Below are 17,096 nucleotides of genomic sequence, written 5' to 3' on the forward strand. Positions count from 1 at the left end.
GGCGCACCGTCGCGGTTGTTTACAACAAACTTACTCTGGAGTAAGTTCAATGTCGACACGTACCCCGCAAAAGTGCGCTAGCAGACCACGCCGGGGCGACCTCCAACCCGAGAGACAGAACTCAGAAAAGGTAGGAATAGTGGCAGCCAGCAAGAACAAGGGTGCTCCCAACCTCTACGGATCGTTCGTACACTCCGCTCCCGGCGCGTTCGTGGCCAGCAAGCTCGGCCTGCCGCAGCCGGAGACTTTGCGTCGCTATGTCAAGGGCCAGTCGCCGCTGCCCGGTCCGGTGCTGCTCGGCGGCAAGGGCCGGGTCGCCGAGCCGGTCCGCACGCTGCTGTCGGACTACACTTTCGCCGACGCGCTCAGTCCCGAAACCAAGTACGGCGCAGTAGTGTTCGATGCCACCGGCATCGGCACCATCGAGGACCTCTCGCAGCTGTTCGAGTTCTTCCAGCCCGCCATGCGCAGTATCGCCCCGTCCGGGCGCGTCGTGGTCATCGGCACCACGCCCGAGCTGGCGTCCAGCGTGGACGAGCAGATCGCGCAGCGGGCGCTGGAGGGCTTCACCCGCTCGGTGGCCAAGGAGCTGCGGCGCGGCGCGACCGCCCAGCTGGTGTACCTGCACCCCGAGGCTCCGGCCGCCGCGACCGGCCTGGAGTCGACCCTGCGGTTCCTGCTCTCGGCCAAGTCGGCGTTCGTCGACGGCCAGGTCATCCGCGTCGGCAAGGACGACGCGACCGCGCCCGCCGACTGGGACCGCCCGCTGGAGGGCAAGGTCGCCGTGGTCACCGGCGCGGCGCGCGGGATCGGCGCGACCATCGCCGAGGTGTTCGCCCGCGATGGCGCCCAAGTGATCGTGGCCGACATCCCGGCCGCGGGCGAGGCACTGTCGCAGACCGCGAACAAGGTCGGCGGCACCGCGCTCGCGCTCGACGTGACCGCTCCCGACGCGGCCGAGAAGCTGGCCGAATTCGCCACCGAGCGCTTCGGCGGCATCGACATCGTCGTGCACAACGCGGGCATCACCCGCGACAAGCTGCTGGCGAACATGGACGAGGGTCGCTGGAACTCGGTCATCAACGTGAATCTCGCCGCGCCGCATCGCATTACCGAGGGCTTGGTGGCCCGGGGCGCGCTGAAGGAGGGCGGTCGCGTGATCGACGTGTCCTCGATCGCCGGCATCGCGGGCAACCGCGGCCAGACCAACTACGGCGCATCCAAGGCGGGCGTCATCGGCATGGTCGCCGCCGAGGCGCCGAAGCTGGCGGAGAAGAACATCACCATCAACGCCGTCGCGCCCGGTTTCATCGAGACCGCGATGACCGCCGCCATCCCCCTGGCCACCCGTGAGGCGGGCCGGTTGATGAGCTCGCTGCAGCAGGGCGGACAGACCGTCGACGTCGCCGAGACCATCGCCTACTTCGCGAGCCCGGCCTCGAACGCGGTGACCGGCAACGTCGTTCGGGTCTGCGGGCAGAGCCTGATCGGAGCATGATGGCCCACAGCGCAGCAGCGGGGGAACAGACACAGGTGATCACGCTCACCGAGCCACCGAAGAACAGCCGGCTGTTCGCCAAGGCGGCGCTCGGCGCGGTGCCGCTGCTGTCGGCGCGCAAGCCGACGCTGCCGGACCGGGCCGTTCAGCTGGAGGGTCTGCGGGTCGACCCGGATCACCTGGCCGCCTACTGCCGGGCGACCGGTCTGCGGTTCGGCGACGCGCTGCCGCTGACCTACCCGTTCATCCTCACCTTCCCGCTTGCCATGCAATTGGTGGTGGCACGGGACTTCCCGTTCGTCGCGGTAGGTGCGGTGCACGCGGAGAATGTCATCGAGCGCACTCGCGACATCTCGGTGAGCGAGCCGCTGGACATCCGCACGCACATCGAGAATCTGCGCGAGCACCCGAAGGGTCTGCTCGTCGACGCGATCAGCGACGTGAAGGTGGGGCGTGAGCTGGTGTGGCACCAGATCACCACGTTCCTGCACCAGCAGCGCACCTCATTGTCGGGCGGGCCGAAGCCGGAGCCGAAGCCGGAGGAGGTCCCGCCCCCGCCGCTGCGCACGTTGCGGGTGGAACAGAAGACGATCACCCGGTACGCGGCCGCGTCGGGTGATCACAACCCGATCCACACGTCCGCGTTGGGGGCCAAGGCATTCGGGTTCCCCAGGTCGATCGCGCATGGCATGTGGTCGGCGGCGACCATCCTCGGCTCGATCGAGGGGCGCATTCCGGAGAAGACCACGTATTCGGTCAAGTTCGGCAAGCCGATTCTGCTGCCCTCCACCGTGAACGTGTACGCCGACCAGGTCGAAGGCGGCTGGGATCTGGCGCTGCGCCACCCGAAGAAGGGCTACCCGCACCTGACGGCGACTCTTCGCTGAGCGACCGAAGCCGCTGCCGGATTCAGGTGAATCCGGCAGCGGCTTCGTTCATTTCACGATGTCAGCTGTCAGCAGTCGCAGCCACAATCGCAGTTGCAGCAGCCACAGTTGCCGCAATCGCAACAACCGCAATCACCGCAATCACCGCCATCGCAGTCCTTGATCCAGGCGTCCTTGCGTTCGCCGGTGCAGGGTTGCGTGTGATCGGCGCAGCAGGCGTAACCGGTGCAGTACGCGCCCAGGATGAGTGCGAGGGATTCGCCTATTCCGGGGCGGCGGGTCGGTGGACGATGACCGGTGCGGTGCATGTGGAGGTGGGCCTCGGCATGCGGCAGTCCGGCGCTGTCGTGCGACACCGAGCAGCTGTGTGCGGCCAACGTCCCGAGGCCGCTGCCGATCCGCCGCAGCACCGAGGCCAGCGGGTCGAGCAGCATCCAGCGTACGGTCGGCACCCGGCTCAGCTCGGCCGCGGCGATAGCGGTTCGCAGGCGCGAATTCGATTGGCGCACCAGGTCGTATGCCTCGTGCAAGGTTGTCCCGGTGGCCGCGAGGGGATTGAAGTTGTCCCGAGACAAGTCCTCGTCATAGTCCGCGACGGCGTCGGCCAGATGCGCGATCCGGCCGAACTGCCACCCCGCCTCGCGCAGGGCTTCTACATTGTCCGGGCGATCGGCCAGCACGGCGGTGTGGGCGAAGAACGCCGACGCGCACAGCTGAGTGGGTGCGGTGAGCCGGTCCAGCGGATCGGCCGACGACGCCATCGCCGACTGCCAATGCGAGGAAGCAGCAAGCGATTCCGGCACGAACCCGCCCGCCCGCAGTGCGGCCGCACTCGAACCGCCCACGGCGACCAGCTCTTTCGCCTCCTGCTCCAGTCGCACTTGGGCGTCGAGCGCGGCGACGAGGGGTTCGACGTCGAGACCGATCCGCGCGGCGCCCGCGCGTGCCTCCCCCGCCCACCGCGTCGCAGCTTTCGCCAGCGGTCCACGCGCGAGCGCGGCCACCTCACCGTCATCCACGTGATCGCGAATCTTGGCTGCCGCCAACAGCAATGAGGCCGTGGTGGCCAGCTGCACGCCGGGCGAGTCCGCGGCGGCCACCGAGGCCCGCCGCATTCCGCGCAGCGGGCACGGAGCCGCCGTGGTGCGCGGCGCCGAACCGGACTGCGCCTCGGTGAGCATGCTCAGCACCAGCGCGTCCTTGTTGGTCGTGGCGCGGGCAAGCTGACCGTGCCCGTCCCGCAACCCCAGACATAACCCGCACAAATGCGCACGCCAATCCGTGCTATCGATGCCGTATTTCTGAGCGCCGTGCGCACACGGCCTGAGCAACCCGAACACTTCCGCCCCGTTTCCCCCGGCTCGATCGAATTCGCCGGTCCGCATTTGTCGAACTCACGCACTCTGGCAGGAGGGCCGCGCGGAGGCAACTGGGCTGGGCAAAAGCCGGACTACTCGATCTTCTTGCGGCCGGCCAGACCGCGCCAGGCGAGGTCGTCCAGGAGGTCGACGGCTTCCGCGACCTCGATCCGGCCACTGGCCAACCGGTCGGCGATGGCCTCGCCCGCGCCGATCACGGCGACCGCGACGACGTCGAAATTCGTTCCCGGCTCGGCGTGCTTGGCGCTGGACTCGAGCAGTTTGGCGGTCAATTCGATGACCCGCTCGCGGGCGTTCTCGATCTCCGACGCGAACGCCTGCTGACCGATGGCCTGCCGGTAGAGCACCTGCCAGGAGCGGCGATTGCGGTCGACGAAGCCGAGGAAACCCTCCAGCGCGGTGCGGACCTGCTCATGCGGCGACAACAACGGATTGCCCGCCGGTGCGACGGATTCGATGAAGCGCATCCCCTCGCGCTGGATGCAGGCACGGAATAGTTCGTCCTTGGAGCCGTAGTACAGGTACAGCATCGGCTTCGAGATCTTCGCCTCGGCGGCGATCGCGTCCATCGAGGTGTCGTGGAAGCCTTTACGCGAGAAAACCTCCACCGCGGCGTCGAGCATCTGTTGCTCGCGTATCGCCCGCGGAAGTCGCTTCGTTCCGCCTGCCATCCACACTCCTACCACAGGTGAACCTCATATATTACTCCAAGGTAAGTTCGGTCGGTCCGATTTGCTCACCGGTCGCTCGACTCGGCCGTGCGGCTGCATTGAGCCTTCACTCGGCCCGGCGCATGAAGCAGCCACCTCGAGCCATCGCGGGGCCTATGCGGCTGCCTCAGCAGCGCGGCAACACACCCTTGAAAGCGGCCATCCGCAGCACCGAGGCATCCACCTGCGCCATCGGGAGGCGTCCACTCGACACCGCCTGCTCCAGCCGGTCGAGCACCCGCGGCACCGCGTCGGTGGTGATCCACAGGGCGTTGTCGGCGCCGGCGACGAGTGCGGCCTCGACAGCGTCCTCGATCGACATCCTGGCGGTGATCGCCGCCATCCCGCCGAGATCATCGGTGAAGATCGGTCCCTGGAACGGCGCGGCGCCGTAGCCGCGGCCCTCGCGCAGCAGCGCCATCACCTCGGGACTGATGCTCGCCGGAACATCCGGGGTGGTCAGGCCGGGCACGTCCAGGTGGCCGACCATGACCGCCGCGCCCGAGCCGATCAGCTCGCGGAACGGCACCAGGTCCACCGTCTGCAGCTGCGCCAGCGGCGGGGTGCGCACCGCACCGGTGTGCGAGTCGCCGGAGCCGGACCCGTGACCGGGGAAGTGCTTCATCACCGTGCCGACACCGACCTCACGCATCGCCCGGATGTAGGCGTCCGCGTAGCGGGTGACCACGGCGGGATCGTCGGAGAAGGAGCGGTCGCCGATGACCGTGTCGTCGGGCTGGGAGCTGACGTCGACGTCGGGGGCGAAGTTCACCGTCACGCCGACGTCCTTCAGGGCACGCCCCCGGTCCAGCGTCGCGCCGTAGAACTCCTCGGGGCTCATGGTCTGCGCCGTCACCCGCGCGGATGGCGCCGGGCCGATCAGGTCGCGAACGCGGGAGACGCGGCCGCCCTCCTCGTCGATGGTCACCATGAGCGGAACCTTGGCCGCCTCCTTGACCTGCGTGATCTGGCCCGATCCGAGCAGCGCCTGGTCGGTCCATCCACCCACGAAGATGCCGCCGATCTGCTCGCTGCGCACCACGTTCGTCGCGTCGGCCGCGCCGGTGACGCCGACCGTCAGCAGCTGGGCCAGCTTCTCGCGGGTGGTGAACTGCGCGAGGTACCCGGCCGTGCAGTCCGGCGGCGCCGCGGACGTGACCGGGACCGCGGCCGTCGCCGGGTCCGGTGTGGTGCTGCTCGGCGACGCCGAATCGGAGGAACCGCCATTGGAGCAGGCGCTCACGATGGCGGCGAGAACGGCGAGGACGAGCAGAGGCGTCTTCCGCATAGAGGTCAACCGTACTCGCCGCGGCGTGGGCGACCGCACCCGCTGGGTGCCTACCGGGCGGGCGGCTCGCGGACTCGATGGCGGCGGCGGTCCAGCCGCGTGCGGCGGCGGTCCAACACAGGGCAAAGCTATTGGCCTCGTGGGCAATTCGTTCGTGCTGCTCGGTTCGGCGCATCGCACTGCCGCTCATGCGATCCCCTCCGATGCCGAGCCGGTGCGACTCGGCTCGGGAGCGAGATCCGCACGGCGCCATCTCGTGCTACTCGACTTCGTTCGCGCAGGTCGGGACGGTGTACAAGCTGATTCGGGTAGGCCGAGCGGGGTAGTCTCGGGGTATCGCCGTGCGTCTCCCTCAGGAGGTCACCGTGCCCTGCGATCTGATGCTCATCGCCTACGACGGCTCCGAGAACGCCAAGCGCGCCGTCGAATACGCCGGACGGTTCCTCACCGCGAATCGAGCCATCGTGCTGACCGCGTGGGAACCGATGGTGCGTCAAGCCGCCCGTCTCTCCGGGCTGTCGGGTGTCATGCAACCGGAATGGGTGCCCGACGACGAGATCGAGGACATCGCCTACGTCGACGCGCGCGCCATCAACTCGGAGGGCGTGCGGCTGGCCGAGCTGGCGGGCCTGAACGCGGAGGCGCGCACCGCCGAATGCACCTCGACCATCTGGAACGCCATCGTCGACTGCGCCGACGAATTGGACGTCGACATCATCGTCGCGGGCACTCGCGGCGCCACCGGTATCCGTGCGCTCCTGCACAGCAGCGTGGCCGACGCCGTCCTCAAGCACTGCCACCGTCCCGTCCTGCTCGTGCCGCCAGGAAAGAATCCCTGACTGGTGAGACTTGGATCGCTCGACAGCGATGGAACACCGATGACGGGGTTAGTTTGGTCCCATGGATGGGTTCCTGCTTGCTCGCGCCGCCGGGGTTGTTCGGGGGTACGGGAGCCGGGTCGTCTTCGATGACGCGCAGCGGGCGGGGGCTGCGCTGCGAGACGGCAGCGCGGAGCTGGTCGTGGGTGCGCTGCCCTTCGATCCGCGTAGGCCCGCCGCCCTGAGTGTGCCCGAACGCGCCGAGCACACGGTCGGTCCGTGGCGGCCCGCCGCGCTGCCCGATCTGCCCGCGGTCCGGGTGGTCGCCGAAATACCCAGCCCGGCAGAGCATGTCGCGCGGGTGACGAAATTGGTCGAGCAGCTCGAGGATCCGGGGCAGCCGCTGCGCAAGGTCGTCGCGGCGCGATCGGTGCTGGCGGAGGCGGAGTTCGCGCTGGACCCGGAACTCGTCGCCGGACACCTGCTGACCAGGCATCCGCACGCGAACGTCTTCGCCGTCGACCTGACGCCCGCGGGACGCCCCGGCGCGACCCTGGTCGGGGCCACGCCGGAAGTGCTGATCGCCCGGCACGGCGACACCGTGACGCTGCGTCCGCTGGCGGGCACCCTGCCGCGGCTGCCCGACCCGGCCGCCGACGCCGCGCAGGCCCGAGAACTGCTGGCCAGCACCAAGAATCGCGACGAGCACGCGTTCGTGATCGACTGGATCAGGGATCGGCTCGGGCCGATCTGCGCCGAACTGTCCATTCCGGACAGCCCGGAGCTGATCAGCACGCACGAGGTATGGCACCTCGCGACGCCGATCAGCGGACGCCTGCGCGACACCTCGATCACCGCGCTCGACTTGGCGGTGCTGCTGCACCCGACGCCCGCGGTCTGCGGCACCCCGACCCACCTCGCCTTGGACACCATCGCGCACATCGAGGAAGACCGCGGGTTCTACGGCGGAGCGGTCGGCTGGTGCGACGCGGACGGCGACGGCGCGTGGATGGTCGCGATCCGCAGTGCGGAACTCTCGGCCGACGGGCGCACGGTGCACGCGTACGCGGGCGGCGGCATCGTCGCGGCCTCCGACCCGCAGGCGGAGCTGGACGAGACCACCGCGAAGCTGCGCACCCTGCTCGGCGCGCTGCACTGCACGCTCCCCGCGCACTGATCACCCAGCTGCCGGTCGGCCTGTGTGGCCGGTCACATGCAGGTCAGCGCATCCTCGGCGCCGGTCCGCGGGACATGTCGATCGAGATTCCGCGGCCTGAACGCATACAAATACCGGACGTCCTGCTAGGTTGACCGGGAACGTGCCTGCATCGACGTATTGGAGTTGCCGCGATGAAGTTTGCTGTCCCGGGTGTTGCGAGTGCGGTCGCGGGCGCCGTACTGGGTGTGATCGGTGTTCTTCTCATCACCGTGGCCGTGCAGCAGAACACGCGACCGGAGATCGACCGCAGCGGCGACAAGGACTCCTCGCTGCTGAACAACGTTGAGTACGGCAGCCGCTGACCCGCTGACCTCACCTTCACCTGCCGACTCGCTCGGATCCTCCGCGGCGCCGGGGCAGCACAGCACCGCGCCGCTGGGTAGACGTTGGTTCGCCGCGACGGTCGTCGCGGCGTTCCTGCTGACCTTCGCGCAGGCGCCCGGACGCACGGTCGCCGACACGAAATACGACTTGGCGCAGAATCCGCTCGGCTTCCTGGAACGCGCGAGCCATCTGTGGAGCAGCCAGGCGCCGATGGGCCAGGTGCAGAACCAGGCCTACGGATATTTCTTCCCGCACGGCGCGTTCTTCTCGCTCGGCCATGTGCTCGGGGTGCCCGCATGGATGACCCAGCGGATCTGGTGGGCGCTGCTGCTGCTCGCCGGGTTCTGGGGAATCGTCCGGCTGTGCGAGACGCTCGGTATCGGCACGCGCGGGTCGCGCGTCGTCGCGGCGATCGCGTTCGCGCTGTCGCCGCGGGTGCTGACCACGCTCGGCTCGATCTCCTCGGAGACGCTGCCGATGATGCTGGCCCCCTGGGTACTGCTCGCGCCTGCCGCCCTCGGCATCGCCCAACGCGACCGGCGGCGCGGCGGAGCCGCATCGCCCGCGGGCAGCGCGCTGGCCTTGGCCCTGATGGGCTCGGTCAACGCGGTGGCGACGGTTGCCGCCTTCCTGCCCGCGCTGCTGTGGTGGGCCTCTTACCGGCCGAACCGACTCTGGTGGCGCTTCACCGCGGCGTGGATTCCGCTGCTCGTGCTCGCCACATTCTGGTGGGTGGTGCCGCTGCTGCTGCTCGGCAAGGTGAGTCCGCCGTTCCTGGACTACATCGAATCCTCGGGCGTGACCACGCAGTGGGCCTCGCTCGGCGAGGTGCTGCGTGGCACCGACAGCTGGACGCCGTTCGTCTCGCCGGAACGCATCGCGGGCGCGGTGCTGGTGACCCAGCCCGCGGCGGTCCTGGCGACCGGCCTGGTCGCGGCGGCGGGCATGGCGGGCTTGGCCCTGCGGTCCATGCCGTACCGGGGCAGGCTCGCGCTGATCTTGTGCGTCGGGCTGGTCGGGATCTGCGCGGGGTTCGTTGGCGAGCTGGGCGGGCCGTTCGCGGAGTCGGTGCGCGTCTTCCTGGATTCCGGCGGTGCTCCGCTGCGCAACGTGCACAAGCTGGAGCCACTGATCCGCATCCCCCTCGTGCTCGGTTTGGCTCAGCTGCTGGCTCGGGTGCCGCTGCCCGGCTCGGTGCCGATGCCGGTCTGGCGCGGCGCGTTCGCCCATCCGGAGCGAGACCGTGCGGTCGCGGTCGCCGCGCTGATCCTCACCGCGCTGGCCCTGTCCACCTCACTGGCCTGGACCGGCAAACTCGCGCCGCGCGGCGCCTACGACCGGGTGCCCGCCTACTGGCAGCAGACCGCGGACTGGCTGCGACACAATGCCGCCGACACCCGCGCCTTGGTGGTGCCCGGCGCCCCATTCGGCAGCCAGGTCTGGGGCCTGACCCGCGACGAACCCCTGCAAGCGCTGGCCGGCACGCCGTGGGCGATTCGCGACGCGGTGCCGCTGAACCCGCCCGGCACCATCCGCGCCATGGATTCGGTGCAGCGGCTGATCGCCGACGGCAGGCCCTCGACGGGGTTGGCTCCGACGCTGGCGGCCCAGGGCATCGGCGTCGTGGTGCTGCGCAACGATTTGGACCCGGAAACCTCCCGCTCCACGCGGCCGATGCTGGCCCACCAAGCGCTGGACGGCTCACCCGGGCTGACCAAAGTCGCCGAGTTCGGCGACCCGATCGAATCGCTGGTGATCGCCGACGGCCTGGTGGCCGACGGTGATCTGCGCCCGCCGTACCCGGCGATCGAGATCTACCGGGTGGACGCACGCGGTCCGGGAACGCCCGCCGAGGTGCGCGGCGGCACCGGCGCGCCGGAGGCGTTCCCCGGGGCGTACACCGTCCCGCTCGGCGACGTTCCGGTCGTGCAGGGCGCGCCGGAAGTGCTCGAACGACTGCACCGCGACGACGCCGCCACCGAGACTCCCACTCTGCTGGCCGCCGACGCGACGCGAGCCGGGCTGCCTATCGGCCCGGTGACCGTCACCGACACCCCGATGGATCGCGAAGCCGATTTCGGCCGGGTGGACAACCACAATTCGGCGCTGCGGGCTCCCGATGACCCGCGCCGCACGCACAACCTGGTCCCCGACTATCCGGTGCCCGGCGCGGAGCTGGTGCGCGGCGAATGGTCCGGCGCGACGATCACCGCGTCCAGTTCGGCCGCGGACGCCACCCAGCTCGGCGGTGCCGCGCCGGGGAGTTCGACCGCGGCCGTCGTGGACGGCGATCCCGCCACCGCCTGGATCAGCAACGGCACCGAACGCGCGCTGGGACAGTGGTTGCGGCTCGACCTCGATCGCCCGGTCAAGACCGGGCAACTGAGTCTGACCACCAGCTCGGCCGCCATCGGCGATCCGGTCAAGTGGATCGAGGTGCGCACCGCCAATGGCACCGTCTCGGCCCGGGTGCCGGAACCCGGTACGCCGGTCTCGGTTTCGCTACCCGCAGGCAAGACAGACTGGCTGACCGTCACCGCCATCCGCACCGAAGGCGGTTCCCGCGGCGGGCAATTCGGCATCAGCGAACTGGCCCTGAACGACTACTCCGACCGTGACGCACCGGTCCGCGTCGACATCCGGCATCGGACGGTGTTGCCGCCCACCCCGGTGGGCGCACAGGTGCGCGTGTGGGATCTGGGCCAGGAGTTCCCCGGCCGCAGCGCCTGTTTCGACGCGCCCGACCGTGTGCGTTGCAGCAAGGGCCTCGCGTTGGCGCCGGAAGAGCCGGGAACGTTCCAGCGCACGGTGATGGTCCCGGAGCAGATGACGGTCACTCCGGACCTGACCGTCCGGACCAGGCAGGGGCCCGCGCTGGAGGCGCTGCTGACCGACCACGCCCGCCCGGTGGCCAGGGGCAAGGCCGACGTCGGTGACCTGCGCGGGGCCGCCTTCGCCGCGACCGACGGCGATCCGCGCACGAGCTGGACCGCCGTGGAGGACTCGGTCCGCAATCCGACCGGCGGCAGGCCGACACTCACGATCGAATTGCCCGAACCCGCGCTGGTCACCGGCTTGGAGCTGACCCCATCGCTCGGCGGCCTGCCCGCGGCGCCGACCTCGGTGACGGTGAATCTCGGCGACGGCCCGCAGGTGCGCGAGCTGGACCGAACCGACCCGGGCACGCCGGTGCGCGTCTCTTTGCATCCCACCGTGACCGACCGGATCGAGCTCAGCATGCGCACCTGGCAGCCGGTGCTGGACCAGACCGCGCTCGGATTCGCCCAGACCCAACCGTCCGGCTTGGCGGAGGTGACGGTGCTCGGACCGGAGTATCCCGAGCCGACGCCGCTGGACCGCGAACTCACCGTCCCGTGCGCGCTGGGACCGACGATCGAGGTCGGTGGCCGGATCCTGGCCACCACCGTCACCGCGACCGCCGCCGAATTGCGGTCCGGCGCGCCGGTTCCCGCTCGGGTCTGCACCGACGACGCGGCCGAGACCCCGGGCGAGCTCGCGCTCCCGCAGGGCCGGGTCGACGTGTCGGTCGGGCCGACCGATCTGTTCTTCGTCGACCGTCTGCGCTTGGACCGCACCGGGACGGAGCCTTCCCCCGCGCACCGGTCCGACGCCGGAACACAGCTGCTCGTGCTGCCCCTGAGCACCAACGTCGGTTGGCATGCGACCACCGCGGACGGGCGCATCCTCGAACCGGTGGTGGTCGACGGCTGGCAGCAAGCCTGGCTGCTGCCTGCCGACGCCACCGGCCCGGTCACCGTCTCGTTCCCGGTCGACCGCTGGTACCGCCTCGGCATCTTCGGCGGCCTGCTGCTGCTCATCCCGCTCGCCGTCCTCGCCATTCCCCGTCGCGACCGCACGACAAGGCGACCGGATGTCGCCGCGACCGACCACACTCGCCCGGCCTCGGATGCGCTTGCCGGGCAACAAGGCTCGCCCGCCGGTTCGGCCCCGGGCACCTGGGGACGGAGGTGGATGGGCGCGGCCGGGCTCGCCGGTGCGACCACGCTGATCACGGGGCCGGTAGGCGCGATCTTCACGGTGATCGCCTTGGCGGTAACTCGTTTCAGGCCGCGCCTGGCCCCCCGAGCGCTCGTCGTCGTGGCGGGCGTGGGCACAACGCTGTCCGCCGCCGCGCTGTCCACCGGCCCATGGCGCTCGCCCGACGGTTATATGGGCGGATCGCTGCTGGTGCAGCTGCCCGCACTGATCGCGATCATCGCGGTGGGAATCGCGGCGCTGCCGCAGCGCGATGGGGGCGAGATCGACCGACCGGCCGCCGACTGACCGACCCGCTGCCAGCCACCTCGGCGCGGTCACCGCTCCGTCCGGGATCGCTCGTGGCGTCCGGCGCGGGCATCCACGCGTCGCTGGCGGACGCCTGCGGCCTGTCGCGGGACACGCGAGTGGAGATCGCGCCGCACCGCGATGAGGATCCCTGCCTTTGCCTCGGGCGCACGGTCGGGCTTCCGCTCGCGAAGGCGCGGATTCGCCGTGCGCCGCAACGGCACTCGTTGCTAACGTGACCACGCGTGAACACCTGTGCCGAATGCGGTTTCGTCTACGATTTGGCTGCGGCGGCCGAGGTGCCGTCGCTGGCGCGGGAACACGCCGTGGAGTACGCCGACCTGCTCGGCGCGGATATCGACAAGTTACGGCAGCGCGGCAAGCCCGACGTGTGGTCGCCGCTCGAATACGCCTGCCACATGCGGGATGTGCTGCTGGCCCAGCGCGAGCGCGTGCTGGCCGCCCGCCGCCTGGACAATCCGCTCGTCACGCCGATGGGCCGGGAGGAGCGGGTCGAGCACGACGGCTACGCCGAGCAGGCTCCCGCGGACGTGGCCCGCCAGATCCGCGACGCCGCGCTGCTGTTCGCCAACGTGCTGGAGCGACTCGGCGACGAAGACTGGGAACGCACCCTGAGCTTCCCCTATCCCGAGCGCGCGGATCGCTCGCTGCGTTGGCTCGCGGTGCACACTTTGCACGAACTTCGCCACCACCTGCTGGACATGCACCGGCAACTGGACGGCTGACGCAGTACCCGCCGCCGATCAGGGCGCGGGCTGCGGCTCTTGGTCCCGCTTCACCCGGTCCCGCTTGCGGACCCAGCGCCGCACCGGTTCCTCGACCAGCGCGTAGCTGGCCGCGGCGACCGGCAGGGTGATCGCGATCGTGAGAACGAGGACATAGACGAAGTCCCCGGAGAAGGGCAGGATGCCGAACACGGGGAACACGATCGTCAGCACCGCGAGATGCCAGATGAAGATGCCGTAGGACCAGCGTCCGAGCGTCGCGGCCACCGGCGATTCCAGCCAGCGGTGCGGCCGCGCGGCCGGGTCCCGCAGCACCAGCGGCGCGAGCAAGGTGAACCCGATGATCGCGCCCAAGCCCATCTTCACCACGTACTGCCACGGTTCGGCGCGGGTGAGCCCGGCCGGTCCGGCGAGATCGGTCGCGGCGAGCAGAAAAGCGACGGTCGCGACCGTCCACATCAACGGCTGGTTCCCCGCGACCTTCCACCACCGTGATAGCCGAACGCTATGGTCGGCGAGTTCGGCGAGCAACATGCCCGCGGCGAACCACGGCAAATAACCGGGCAGCCAGTTGTCGGCGTGGATGGCGTCCGGCGTCGGCACCGGAATGAAGTTCCAACCGAGACTGATCAGGGCCACGGCGAGCAGCACGGGGATCCGCAGGCGCGCCGCCGGGCCGCGCAATCGAACCAGTGCGAAGGCAAACAACGGCAACACCAGATAGAAGGCGACCTCTACCGAAAGGCTCCACATCTGGGTCAGCCCGTCGGTCAGCGTCAGCGGCACGAACACCTGCAGCAACGCCAGGTTCGACACCCACACCCGCAGTCCCGCGGTCCCCGCCGCACTGGGCAGCAGCACCAGGACCACACACACCACGACCCAGTAGGCTGGCAAGATGCGCGCGGCGCGATGTCGCAGGTAGTAGCCGGTTGGCGGGGCGGTGTCGAGCCCACGCGCGGCCGCGGCGTGCGGGCGCCAGAGCAGGAATCCGGACAGTGCGAAGAACACCGCGACCGCCATGTCGAACCGTCCCCACACCCGCCCGATGACCGGCGTGCCGGAGGCTCCGGTCTGGAAGGCGACATGGGTCAGCAGGACGCCGAGAGCGGCCATTCCGCGCATACCTTCCAGCGCGGTAACGAACGCCCGTGGGCGCACCCGTTCGGTGGCCGGTGCGGTGGTGGGCAGCGTCGCGGTCATCAGGCTCCAGTCTGCCTCGCGAATTCACAGTTGATAACCCGACGTTTCAGATTTCGCGCTAAACTCGGGCGATTTCTCGGCCGTTTCCGGCCTCGACGCCGCATGGTACGACATCGGACTGTTAGTGTCGGGGCTCACGAGTGCCGCGGGCTGCCCGCAGTGCTCGCCGGAGCGACCTGTGTTCTACGACGAGGAGTGTTTGCATGGCACTGAGTGCCGGTACCAGAAGGACGGTGGCCTGCCTGCTCGTGGGTCTCGGCGCGCTGTTGATCGTCGCCGCACTGATGATCCCGACCTACACCGTCGACAAACTGGCGAAAACTCCCCTCGATCTGGAGATCACCACGATCGCGACGAATCAGCCCGGTGAGGACAGCATCGTGCTCGACTCCAGGTCGCTGACCGCGCCGGAGGGTTCCGCCAAAGTCGACACCAACGTCCCGCTGGTCTCGCAGCGGTTCCTCACCGTCGAGGACCCGGCCGACGCCGAGCAGATGACGGTGCAGGCGGGCCAGACGCTGCGGCGCATCGACAAGCAGGGCGACACCGGCCTGCTGACCGCGGTCATCGACCGGGTGACCATCGACCGCAAGACCGGCATGCCGGTCGCCACCGAGCCCAACGGCTCCATCGCGGTCACCACCACCAAGGAAGGCGAGGACATCGCCGACCCGGTGCAGCACACCGGCCTGCAGTACCGGTTCCCGATCGGCACCGAGAAGAAGACCTACCCGTACTTCGATCTCAACGTGCGCAAGACCTTCGACGCCACCTTCGTCGAAGAGACCGAGATCAACAACATGAAGGTCTACCACTTCCAGATGTCGGTGCCCGCCACCAACTTGTCGGACGTGGTGCAGTCGCCGACCAACCGGCTGACCCTGCCCGCCGCCAAGTGGGGCGTCGAGGGCGGCGAGACCCCGGTGACCATGAACCGGTACTACACCAACACCCGTGACCTGTGGGTCGAGCCGGCGACCGGCACGGTGGTCAAGGGCGGCGAGCAGCTGCACCTGTACTACTCGCGCACCGCGGACAAGCCGGAGGTCACCGCGCTGAAGTCGCACATCGTGTTCGACGAGAACACCGTCGAGTCGCAGATCTCGGTGGCGAAGGAGAACATCGACAAGCTGGCGCTGTACGGCCGGATCATGCCGATCGTCCTCGGCGTCCTCGGTGTGATCGCGCTGATCGCCGGCGTGTTCCTCGGTGTCCGCGGTGGACCGGCCCCGGCGCCCGCGCGCTCCGGCGGCACCCCGGGCCAGCGTCCGGGCGGCACCCCTCGGGGTCCGGCCGGTCGCGGCGGCGATGACGCGCCCACCGAGCAGATCCGGATCAACAAGCAACCCTGATCCGGCTCAGCACCACTGAATTCGGCTCCCCCGCCTTCCGGCTGGGGAGCCGAATTCGTTCGTAGGGTCAGGCGGTTGTTGGTTGCCGCGACCAGCACGATCGTGGTGGACAAGGGCTCGATCGTGGGGAGTGGTCCGTCAACCAACCGGGCGCAGCGGTTCAGGGCGTGGCGTGCTGTCGGCGGCGCGAAGGACGATGACGGCGACCAGCAGCGTAGTAGTGGCCGCGACGGACACAGCCGTGGTGATCAGGGCCGGGACCGAGCGGGCCAGCGACAACATCAACGTGACTTCGACGGCCAGCCCCAGCCAGGTGACCAGCGCGAGCGACGTGCGGTCGACGGCGATGGCCGAGAGCACCGCGCCTTGCAGCACGGCCAGCAGCGCTCCGTGCAGCGCGAACAGCCACAGCAGGCCTTGAATCGGGGCGTAGTCCTCGCCCGCGAGCAACGGGGCCAGCGGGGCGGCGAGCGCGGCCCCGAGCACCGCGACGAGACCGATGCCGCTGAGCACGGCCAGCGCGGCCCGGATCGCGCCCGCCGACTGGGTCGGCTGGGCCATCCGCGGATACAGCACCACGCCAACTGCCTGCGGCAGCCAGAACGCGATCTTGGTGGCGATGGTGCCGAGTGCGTAGCGGCTGGCGTCCACATCGTCGAGCACGATCCGGACCACGATCAGGTCCGCCGACTGGAGCGCCATCAGCGCCGCTTGCACCTGGGCGGCCCGCAGCACCGGCAGCACTCCCGTGGCCGCCGCGTCCTCGCCCGCCTCGATTCCGGCCCTGGTCCGCTTGGACGGCGAACCGGCGACCATCCTGGCCAGCAGCGCCGCCACCGCGATCCCGCAGGCCGCGGCCCACAGCGCGAGCGTGGCGCCGCCGCTCAGCGCCAAGACCACCAGCGCGGGCGCGACCCGGGCGATTCCCGCCGCGCCGAGCACCACACCCAGAGCCCGAAACCGCTTGCTGCCCTGCAGGACTCCCTGCTCGCCGGACAAGAGCACCAGCGCGGGCGCGGCACCCAGTGCCGCCGCGGTGGCAGCCAGCCCGACGTTCAATGTGAGGGAAACCAGCGGCACCAACACCGCCGCCACCACGGCGACGATCAGCGCGCACCGCCACTGCAACCCGCGCAGTGCCGCCGCACCCGCACCCCGGACCAGCTCGCGGGCGACCACGTTCTGCAAGGCCAGCGCGGGCACCGCGCACAGCAACTGCACTGCGAGCAAACTCGCGAACTCGCTGTACCCGGTAACCCCCAGCCATCGACCAGCCAGCAGCTGCAGCAGATACCCGGCGACGTTGGCGGTCATCGCCCCTGCCGTCACCCACGTCAAATCCGCCACCACAAGTAATCGACGGACAG

At 69.8% G+C, this 17,096-nt stretch carries 13 protein-coding genes; 8 read left to right on the forward strand and 5 right to left on the reverse strand.

Annotation, left to right across the window (positions count from 1 at the left end):
- Window positions 1-139: 139 nt before the first annotated feature.
- A complete protein-coding gene (locus ACWPXK_RS31700; protein WP_454199842.1) occupies window positions 140-1,498 on the forward strand; it encodes a 3-oxoacyl-ACP reductase in 1,359 nt (452 codons plus the stop codon).
- On the forward strand, window positions 1,498-2,385 hold the full coding sequence (locus ACWPXK_RS31705) for a MaoC family dehydratase (RefSeq protein WP_454199843.1): 888 nt from the start codon (window positions 1,498-1,500) through the stop codon (window positions 2,383-2,385). The genes ACWPXK_RS31700 and ACWPXK_RS31705 overlap by 1 nt, the downstream gene beginning before the upstream one ends.
- 68 nt (window positions 2,386-2,453) lie before the next feature.
- Here the strand turns inward: ACWPXK_RS31705 and ACWPXK_RS31710 are convergent, their stop codons facing one another.
- From ACWPXK_RS31710 to ACWPXK_RS31720, 3 genes are all read right to left on the reverse strand, one after another.
- Entirely contained in the window at window positions 2,454-3,770 is a 1,317-nt protein-coding gene (locus ACWPXK_RS31710) for a DUF5685 family protein (protein ID WP_454199844.1), read from the reverse strand.
- A gap of 65 nt (window positions 3,771-3,835) precedes the next feature.
- Complete coding sequence (locus ACWPXK_RS31715) at window positions 3,836-4,435, reverse strand: TetR/AcrR family transcriptional regulator (protein ID WP_454199845.1); 600 nt, start codon at window positions 4,433-4,435, stop codon at window positions 3,836-3,838.
- A gap of 166 nt (window positions 4,436-4,601) precedes the next feature.
- The gene (locus ACWPXK_RS31720; protein ID WP_454199846.1) at window positions 4,602-5,762 is read right to left on the reverse strand and encodes a glycoside hydrolase family 3 N-terminal domain-containing protein; all 1,161 of its coding nucleotides are present in this window, start codon (window positions 5,760-5,762) and stop codon (window positions 4,602-4,604) included.
- A gap of 365 nt (window positions 5,763-6,127) precedes the next feature.
- On the opposite strand from ACWPXK_RS31720, the gene ACWPXK_RS31725 reads away from it, so the two are divergent.
- The 5 genes from ACWPXK_RS31725 to ACWPXK_RS31745 all read left to right on the forward strand — a co-directional run bounded on the left by ACWPXK_RS31725 (window position 6,128) and on the right by ACWPXK_RS31745 (window position 13,174).
- Entirely contained in the window at window positions 6,128-6,601 is a 474-nt protein-coding gene (locus ACWPXK_RS31725; protein ID WP_454199847.1) for a universal stress protein, read from the forward strand.
- Window positions 6,602-6,662: 61 nt separating this feature from the next.
- Window positions 6,663-7,757 (forward strand): isochorismate synthase, encoded by a 1,095-nt coding sequence (locus tag ACWPXK_RS31730; RefSeq protein WP_454199848.1) that lies wholly within the window; start codon window positions 6,663-6,665, stop codon window positions 7,755-7,757.
- Between the two features lie 173 nt (window positions 7,758-7,930).
- Window positions 7,931-8,101 (forward strand): DUF2613 domain-containing protein, encoded by a 171-nt coding sequence (locus ACWPXK_RS31735; RefSeq protein WP_454199849.1) that lies wholly within the window; start codon window positions 7,931-7,933, stop codon window positions 8,099-8,101.
- Window positions 8,082-12,428, forward strand: a complete 4,347-nt coding sequence (locus ACWPXK_RS31740; RefSeq protein ID WP_454199850.1) for an alpha-(1->3)-arabinofuranosyltransferase — start codon at window positions 8,082-8,084, stop codon at window positions 12,426-12,428. Before ACWPXK_RS31735 ends, ACWPXK_RS31740 begins: the two co-directional genes overlap by 20 nt.
- A 326-nt stretch (window positions 12,429-12,754) precedes the next feature.
- Complete coding sequence (locus ACWPXK_RS31745; protein WP_454199918.1) at window positions 12,755-13,174, forward strand: DinB family protein; 420 nt, start codon at window positions 12,755-12,757, stop codon at window positions 13,172-13,174.
- Between the two features lie 18 nt (window positions 13,175-13,192).
- Here the strand turns inward: ACWPXK_RS31745 and ACWPXK_RS31750 are convergent, their stop codons facing one another.
- A complete protein-coding gene (locus ACWPXK_RS31750) occupies window positions 13,193-14,377 on the reverse strand; it encodes an acyltransferase family protein (RefSeq protein ID WP_454199851.1) in 1,185 nt (394 codons plus the stop codon).
- Between the two features lie 203 nt (window positions 14,378-14,580).
- Here ACWPXK_RS31750 and ACWPXK_RS31755 point away from each other — a divergent pair, with 203 nt between their 5' ends.
- A complete protein-coding gene (locus ACWPXK_RS31755) occupies window positions 14,581-15,729 on the forward strand; it encodes a DUF3068 domain-containing protein (protein WP_454199852.1) in 1,149 nt (382 codons plus the stop codon).
- A 138-nt stretch (window positions 15,730-15,867) separates the two neighbouring features.
- Here ACWPXK_RS31755 and ACWPXK_RS31760 read toward each other — a convergent pair whose 3' ends face one another.
- Window positions 15,868-17,043 carry a polysaccharide biosynthesis protein gene (locus ACWPXK_RS31760; protein WP_454199853.1) on the reverse strand — a complete coding sequence of 392 codons (1,176 nt, stop codon included), beginning with the start codon at window positions 17,041-17,043 and terminating at the stop codon, window positions 15,868-15,870.
- Window positions 17,044-17,096 lie beyond the last annotated feature (53 nt).

The sequence above is a fragment of the Nocardia sp. Marseille-Q1738 genome, from assembly GCF_965283145.1.